6 protein-coding genes are annotated in these 7,317 nt (G+C 68.0%); 4 read left to right on the top strand and 2 right to left on the bottom strand.

Annotated features, from left to right (window positions below; all coding sequences use genetic code 11):
- Window positions 1-467 precede the first annotated feature (467 nt).
- From ACIQFZ_RS42820 to ACIQFZ_RS42810, 3 genes are all read left to right on the top strand, one after another.
- The gene (locus ACIQFZ_RS42820) at window positions 468-1,733 is read left to right on the top strand and encodes an AAA family ATPase (protein ID WP_402693928.1); all 1,266 of its coding nucleotides are present in this window, start codon (window positions 468-470) and stop codon (window positions 1,731-1,733) included.
- The gene (locus ACIQFZ_RS42815) at window positions 1,730-2,866 is read left to right on the top strand and encodes a ParB/RepB/Spo0J family partition protein (protein WP_402693927.1); all 1,137 of its coding nucleotides are present in this window, start codon (window positions 1,730-1,732) and stop codon (window positions 2,864-2,866) included. Before ACIQFZ_RS42820 ends, ACIQFZ_RS42815 begins: the two co-directional genes overlap by 4 nt.
- Window positions 2,867-3,274: 408 nt before the next feature.
- Complete coding sequence (locus ACIQFZ_RS42810) at window positions 3,275-4,078, top strand: hypothetical protein (protein ID WP_402693926.1); 804 nt, start codon at window positions 3,275-3,277, stop codon at window positions 4,076-4,078.
- A gap of 30 nt (window positions 4,079-4,108) precedes the next feature.
- On the opposite strand, the gene ACIQFZ_RS42805 is transcribed toward ACIQFZ_RS42810, so the two are convergent.
- Together ACIQFZ_RS42805 and ACIQFZ_RS42800 are read right to left on the bottom strand one after the other, a co-directional pair.
- Window positions 4,109-5,752, bottom strand: a complete 1,644-nt coding sequence (locus ACIQFZ_RS42805) for an IS200/IS605 family accessory protein TnpB-related protein (protein WP_402693925.1) — start codon at window positions 5,750-5,752, stop codon at window positions 4,109-4,111.
- Window positions 5,745-6,320, bottom strand: coding sequence for an IS607 family transposase (locus ACIQFZ_RS42800; RefSeq protein ID WP_402693930.1), 576 nt, complete (start codon window positions 6,318-6,320; stop codon window positions 5,745-5,747). The genes ACIQFZ_RS42805 and ACIQFZ_RS42800 overlap by 8 nt, the downstream gene beginning before the upstream one ends.
- Window positions 6,321-6,471: 151 nt before the next feature.
- Between ACIQFZ_RS42800 and ACIQFZ_RS42795 the strand changes: the two genes are divergently transcribed.
- The gene (locus ACIQFZ_RS42795) at window positions 6,472-6,648 is read left to right on the top strand and encodes an SHOCT domain-containing protein (protein WP_402693929.1); all 177 of its coding nucleotides are present in this window, start codon (window positions 6,472-6,474) and stop codon (window positions 6,646-6,648) included.
- Window positions 6,649-7,317: the final 669 nt, after the last annotated feature.

The raw sequence follows: 7,317 nt of genomic DNA, 5'->3' as shown, positions 1-7,317 counted from the left end.
CGCCGGCGCCGGCCCCCCCCGCCGCCGGCCCCCCCAACCCCCCCACCAACTTAGCGCCGCCCGGGGGGGGCCCGGGGGCCCCGGGGGGGGCCCCCCCCGCCCCCCCCCCCCCCGGCCCCCCCCACGACCTCGCGAACGCCTCGGCATGGCGTACGACTGGGGCGTCGCGCGTTGAAGAAGCGAGGTTAGACGGAGACTGCGTGCGCCGTTCGGAGGCGCGGCGTACCCGAGCGTGCTTCCAATGTCTCGCTCCGGACTTGAGGCGGTGATTACGCCGTAATCATCTGCGGCGGCGTTCAGCATGCGTGCGCGAGGTTCCGTGTGCCATCTCTGTGTGCCCGGGGGAGGGGGGTGATTACGGCGTAATCACCCCGGGAGGCGTGGCGTGGCGGCTGACAGAGCAAGAAGTACCCGTAACTAACGTGTCGATGCCCCAATGGATCAAGGACGTTAGTATGGTGTCCCTCATGAGTTCGCCAGTCACTTCCAGCGACCGCGAGAAGGTCGTCTCCAAACTGCCGGGATGGCTCCGGCAGAACCTCAAAGTCAGGGCCGCACAGCACGGCATCGAGATCCAGAGCGCCGTTGAACAGGGCATCAGGGACTGGTGCAACCTGGCCTCCGCCACGGCACCCATCGACACTTCCGGTGCCGACTCCTTCTCCACCTTCCTGCCTCCCGGGCAGTGGGAGGAGTTCAGGCAGACTGCCGCCGACCGACGGGTCTCGCTCATCCAGGGCCTTGCCCAGTCCATCCAGCTGTGGCTCGACGCCAACCCCGCGCCGCACGTCGCCCGCCCTGAGATCACTCGCCGCATCATTGTCTGCAACCAGAAAGGCGGCGTAGGCAAGACCGCCATCACCGCCGGCCTCGGAGAGGCACTCGCCGAGAACGCCAACACCCTGCACCCCGTACGGGTCGCCAAGGCACTCACCAAGGCTCTCAAGGCGAGTGAGACACACGCCGACGATGCCGACCCAGAAGACAACCCCCTCGACATCGAGAACCTTCCCGGGCCAGGCCTGCACGTGCTGCTCGTGGACTTCGACCCCCAGTGCCACCTCACCAACCAGCTTGGCGCCACTCCCCTGCCGCTGAACGGCGACAGCCTCACCAACCACATGGCGGGCGACCCCAAGGGAGAACTCCGCGACCTCGTCGTCTCCATCGACGACGACGCCTTCGGCGGCAGACTCCACCTCCTGCCCGCCTGCAACGACGCCTTCCTGCTCGACGTACGCTTGTCCGCAGTGCGCGCCCGGGAAGCCGCGCTGGAGAGGGCCCTCGCGCCGCTCGAAGATGATTACGACGTAATCATCGTCGACTGCCCTCCCAGCCTCGGCCTCAGCATGGACGCTGCTGCGTACTACGGCCGGCGCCGTGAGAGTGAAAAGCCCGGCCAGTCCGGCGCACTGATCGTTGTCCAGGCCGAAGACAGCTCCGCAGACGCCTACGAACTGCTCACCACGCAGATCGACGACCTGCGCAGCGACCTCCAACTCGACATCGACTACCTCGGCATCGTCGTCAACCTCTACGACTCGCGCCGCGGTTACATCGCCACCTCCTCCCTGCAGGGATGGGTCGACATAAAGGATCCGAGGGTCGTCGGCCTCATCGGAGACCTCAAGGAACAGAAGGAAGCGGTCCGAGTGAAGCAGCCCCTGCTGTCCTACGCGCCTAAATCACAGCAGGCGGTCGGCATGCGTGCACTCGCCCGGGAGGTGCTGTGAGCAAGGCCGACCAGCTGGGCGCCGGCCGTTTCGGCGGAGCAGTGCGGCCCGTCAGCTCGCGCCGCCAGGCCGTCGCCGCTGCCACCGGAGTCCCAACCGAAGGCATCGCCCCCCCAACGAAGCTTTCACCAAGCAGTATCAGCCTCAACCCCGACAACCCCCGCTCCAGCCTCGGAGACCTCACCGACTTGGCTGGCAGCCTGAAGACTCACGGCCAGAAGCAAGCGATCACGGTCATGAACCGCGACGCCTACGTCAAAGCCAACCCTGAACGCGAAACCGACCTCGAACCGGATACCACGCACGTCGTCATCGATGGCAGCAGCCGACTCGCCGCTGCGCGCGAAGCCGACCTGGACACCATCGCGGTCATGGTCAGCGACGATCAGGGATCCACATCCGAAGAACTACTCGAATCGGCCCTAGTCGCCAACATCCACCGCCAAGACCTGGAAGAACTCGACGAAGCGCGAGCCCTGCGACGGCTACTGGCCATCCACGGCAGCCAGAGGGCCCTGGCCAAGCGGCTTCACCGCTCCCAAGGCTGGGTGTCGCAACGCCTGGCCCTGCTCAACCTCGCGCCCGAACTTCAGGCCCGCATCGGCGAAGAGCCCATCGACCTACTGCGCGCCGTGGGCAACAAGCCAGCTGAGCAGCAGGAGACGGCACTCAAAGAACTCAAGGAAGAGCGGGCCCGCAAGGAAGCCGAGAAGCAGGAAAGCAACCGGAAGAAGCCTGGGAAGGGTGCCGGATCTGTCGCTCAGGATGCCGGGGAGCCCGACGTCTATTACGGCGTAATAGGAGACGGCGAGACGAACGAATCGCCCTCCAGCGCCCAGGCAGAAGAGACCGCTGGCGATCGAGCACTCCAGCAGGCGGTACCGGAGCCGCGGTCTGACACGGCCTCTCCGGCCACGGGTGAGGATGCCGCAGGCGAGGAACGGTCAGTCCGCAAGGTGCCGTACAACGAGCCCGGCACCCTAGCCATGCTCCTGGACCGGAACGTAAAGAGCGATGACACCTTCTTTGACCTGCTCCGGTTCCTGAGCACGAAGGCGCTCGAGCGGGACCCGGCCCGGCTCGGCGAACTGGCACAAGCCCTTGCCGAGCAGGCCGCCGCTGGGGTCGACTAAATCGGACACCGCCGTCCCGCTTGCAGCAGGGGCCTGGCCTCCCGAACTTGGGAGACCAGGCCCCTGCTGCTGCTTACAACGCAGCATGAGCAGGCCTCCGACCGGGGCGCCGGCCTTATCGAGCAGTTGTGACGTTGCTTGTCGACGAGCTTGGGCAGCACCCCCTTTCCACGATCGAGTGGTACAGGTAGGCCCCGGCGCGACCACCATCGCTGCCGGCCTGCGCGGCAGCCACGGCGCGGCAGGGCCGCGGACCAGGGACCGTAGCCCGCCAGCCCTCCGGGGCCGGGCCGCCGCCGTGAGCACACCGTCGCCGCCTTCGCAGAGACAGGTCACTCGACTCCCCGATTGTGAAGTCCACTGCAGAACCTGTGATTCACAGAATGTGAATCGGGCAAACTTGACCTCATGGCCCGTCCCGCCCGCAAGTCGGTTGCTCCCACGAAGCCGCTGCTCAAGCCACCCGTCCGCATCGGCAACGTCGATACTGCAGCTGTCATCGGTGAGTTGCGCCAATTGCACGAAGAAGCGGAGGACGAGAACGTCGGCCGGATGCCGGCGGACGAGGAGTTGTTCCAGGCCCTGCTGTACCTCGAAGCCAACGCCAGCGCCCTGAAGAGCGAGAAGGCACAACGCAAGGCCGCGATCGCACGTGTGAGATTGTGGGAGTACCTCCGCGAGCAGGCTGACCTCCACCAGACGAAGGCGATCGAGCACGCCCGGGCAGCCGGGGCAGAATGGGCCGACCTGGTGCCGGCGCTCGCCGTCAAGGCCCCCAGCGCGGCGTACAACAAGGCGAAGCGGATGCAGGCTGCCGCCCTCACAGCAGCCTCCCGTACTGACCGGCCCGTACGACGCACGCCCGAAGCCGTCCGCGAAGCCGAACGTCTGGCGGCTGCCCGGGCCGCCGCCGAGCGTCGCGCGGAAGAAGAAGCGGCACGCCGTCACGTACTCCTCGCTCCAGTGGCACAGCGGTTGCTCGAATACCGCACCGGCCTGGACAACGACGAGGATGTCACCTTCTGGCTGGACCAGATCGCAGCAGTCCTTCCCAGTTGCCAGACCCGCACTCAGCTGGTCAGCCTCCAGACCTACATGGAAGCCGTAGTTCGTGAGCTAAAGAAGGTCGAACGTACGACGGGACGGGCAGCGGCGACAACCGACGACGCCCGGCTCGCCTACGCAGCCGCAGCCGAACTGGTCAGAAGATGAGGCAGCGGCATACGGTGCGCAGCACCGTTCCTAGAGACTGAGCGGGAGTGAGTCCTGTTGCCAGAACCCGTGCTCAGCCGAACACCCCGAACGGTCTTGGGTGTTCTGGTCCACCGCGTTCGCTCCGCGTCCGGCGTGCACGGATCCTGTCCGTGGTCCGGGGACGCGGGGGCGGTTTCCCTCGCTCCCTCGGCTGCCGGGTCGGGCCTGGGCGGTCCGATGCCCGTGCACATCGCTCTGGTGTGCACGGGGCGGTGCCGTCCGTCGCCTGATCCGGTATCCGAGGGCGCGCCTGCCGATGGCGACCGAGGCGGCGGCGTGTCGGCTGGCCTTGTGGGTTTTGCTGGTGAGCGGGGCTTGCCAGTGCTGGGCGCCCCAGACGCTGGTGTAGGCGGGATCGACGGCGATCACGCCGATGCCGGCTTCCGCGCACATGGATAGCAGGCGTGCGCGCAGGCGACCGGTGGGAATGCCGGAGATGAGCTGCCTAAATCGCTTGCGGCGGCCGTGTTTCTCGCGGGTGGTGGAGTCGGTGAAGTCGAGGTTTTCGATCGCGATGGCCTGCACGCCGGTGTGTTTGGCCCAGTGCAGGAGGCGGGTGAGGGCGTGGCGGAGCTGGGCGTCGCGGTGTGAGGCGCTGCCGGTGAGCCGGTAGTCGAAGCGGCGGGATGTGCCGACGGGGTTGCCGTGTTCGTCGAGGCGCCCTGCGGCGAGGTGGTCGGCGTTGGTGTCCACGGCGATCATGCCGTCCGCGCGCAGCGTGGATAGTGGCACGACGGGGAGGTCTTTGCGGGTCCAGGAGGCGTCGAGGTACCAGCGGCCCCGGACCGTGTCCAGGTGGATGCGGTAGGCCACGGCCCGGTTCGCTTCGATCCGGTCTCGCCATTCGTCGCCCCGGTACAGGAAGGCGACCTTCGCGGCCAGCACGTACCGGCCGTGCTTCGCGTTTGCGTGCTCGGCGAGGGGGGTGGGCAGGTTGATGCTGATCTCGCCGTCGGGGCTGACGCGAATCGTCTCGTTCCCGAACCTTTTGCCGGACTCGCCGTCGGCGGTCAGGAACCACCGCGCGGCCTCCCACTGTGCCCGCCACCGCGCCTCGGTCAGGTTCGCGACGGTGAGGTTGTGACGGATGCCCAGCAGCCGGCGGCCCCCGCGTGTGACCGACACGCGCCCGGCGTCGCGTTCGGCCGTGACCTGTTCGTACCGCTCTTCGAGGATCGCCAGGCGCCGGGACTTGTGGAACCACTCGTGCGAGGACCGGTAGCCGCCGGGCTTGCCCCGGCTGCCCTTCTGGCCGACGGGCAGGGACAGCCGGTGCCGGACCATGCGGATACCGGCATCCAGGGATTGCAGGTGCGCGTGCTGCGCGCGCCGGGACAGGCCCCACTGGTCGTGCGTGCTGGACGTGATCGAACCGGCCCAGCGGGAGGACGACAACGCCGTCAGGTCACGTTTACGCTCAGCCCACGTGTCGGCGGAGTGCTCCAGGCCGTCATGGCACCTGCGGGCCAGATCACGCGAGGCCAGTGTGCCCAGGTGCGCGCCGACCAGGCGCAACACCTTTTCGTCCCCGGCGGTCAGTCCCTTGAGGCGGTCACGGATGCTGACACCCCTCGGGCCGTCGGCGACGAAGGGCCGGGCAATCTGCCGCAGCGGCCCGCGCTGATCAGCCATGCTCGGCGGCTTCCAGCGCCTTGCGGGCACGGTTCTTCGCCGACCGGCGCCCGTACAGGCGGGCACAGAACGAGGTCAGCACCTCCATCATGTCCCGCGCCAGGTCGTCCTCGACCTCGCCGTCGTCCAGCACGACCAGGCGGCGCCCGGTCGCGGACAGGGCGGCCTCGACCAACTCGACGTTCATCCACCCGAGGCGGTCCTTGTGCTCCACCACCACCGCGTGCACGGCAGGATCGGCAAGCAGCCGCTTGGCCTTCGAATGGGCGCCGTTCATGCCGGAGGCGATTTCGGACTCCACCCGCACTACCCGGTGACCTGCGCCGGCAGCCCACCGGGCCAGCCGGGCGACCTGCCGCTGCAGATCGTCCTTCTGATCGTGCGAGGAGACGCGGGCATACAGCCCCAGCCCGCCCAGTGCCCCGGGCGCAGAGTTGGCCCCCACGTTCACGAGGATCGTGCGCGGGCCGACCCGCTCAGCCGGTACCGGCAGCGTCCCCTCACGAAACCAGCGATACGCAGTCTGCGGATGCACACCCTGCGTCCTCGCCCATTCCGTGAGATTCACACCCCGACAACGACGCTCACTCATACATGGTTACGCTCACATACCCGACTTCGAGAGCCAGCAGTTGAAGACCCCACAAAGGGCCACCCTGCTCAGACTCGCCCGGCGCTGTCGGCCTGCCCAAGCGCGGCCTTGATTACGTCGTAATCACCTGAGCTACCTCACGGCTCCCCACCGCGGCCACCAGCCCGGCCCGCCTTCCGCATCCGATGAACCGGGGTGGGGCAGCAGGCGAGCGGAAGACCTGCTCGCTGAGCGGTTCGCCCGCGGGGAGATCGACGACGAGGAGTACAAACGCCGCCTGGCGCTGCTGCGGGAGCACCGGTGACCGCGCAGCAGCGCCGCGGGGTGTGACTGGTCATCGCTGGTGCGATCGCCGCGCTGGTCCTGGGCGTGGCCACGACGACGGGTGGTCAGCTGCGCCGCGGTGATGCTGAGACCACACGGCCGAAGGGGGAGACGAATATGTTCCCCATGCCCGGGCTGCATGCTGGGACGGAAGCAACTGAAGCGCGGCCTACGATGACCGCGTGACAGCCCGCCGCACCCTTGGTACCGGCCCCCAGGCCCCCGCGCACAGCATCCGTGCCGCCCAGGCCGACCTGCTCGACGCTTTTCCCGGAGTCCGTCTCCCCGACGTTGACGAGTTGCGGGACCGGGGCGTGCTCGGACCCCGCCCTGCGACGTCCCCCTCCCCGCGGCGAACCCTTGGAGGCGGCGGCCGTGCCGACGACAATCCGCCCAGCATCGCGGATTGACGCGCCCGGCCTGGTGTCAGGGTGCCGATCACCTTCATCTGATCCCTACACCTTCACCGGAACGGGCCGCGGTCCGGCGCACGCGCTGCGAGCTGGGGCGCCGCGGTGGCTCTATCGAGCAGTGGGTTCTGGCACAGATCTTGGGTGCGCCGTGAGGCGCTGTTGGTTCGAGTGGAGGTGGAAGGCCTGCACCAACTCGCTGTCGCAGCAGTGGGGTTGAAGCTGAGGGCAGCCTGATC

Source organism: Streptomyces sp. NPDC093064, assembly GCF_044754605.1.
Taxonomy (GTDB): Bacteria; Actinomycetota; Actinomycetes; order Streptomycetales; family Streptomycetaceae; genus Streptomyces.
The sequence above is the reverse complement of the archived record's forward strand: the minus strand, read 5'-3'. Positions and strand labels throughout refer to the sequence as shown.

Coding starts and splice junctions, on each gene's coding strand:
- ACIQFZ_RS42805 (WP_402693925.1), bottom strand. CDS start 5,752: ATGGCTGATCAGCGCGGGCCGCTGCGGCAGATTGCCCGGCCCTTCGTC.
- ACIQFZ_RS42810 (WP_402693926.1), top strand. CDS start 3,275: ATGGCCCGTCCCGCCCGCAAGTCGGTTGCTCCCACGAAGCCGCTGCTC.
- ACIQFZ_RS42820 (WP_402693928.1), top strand. CDS start 468: ATGAGTTCGCCAGTCACTTCCAGCGACCGCGAGAAGGTCGTCTCCAAA.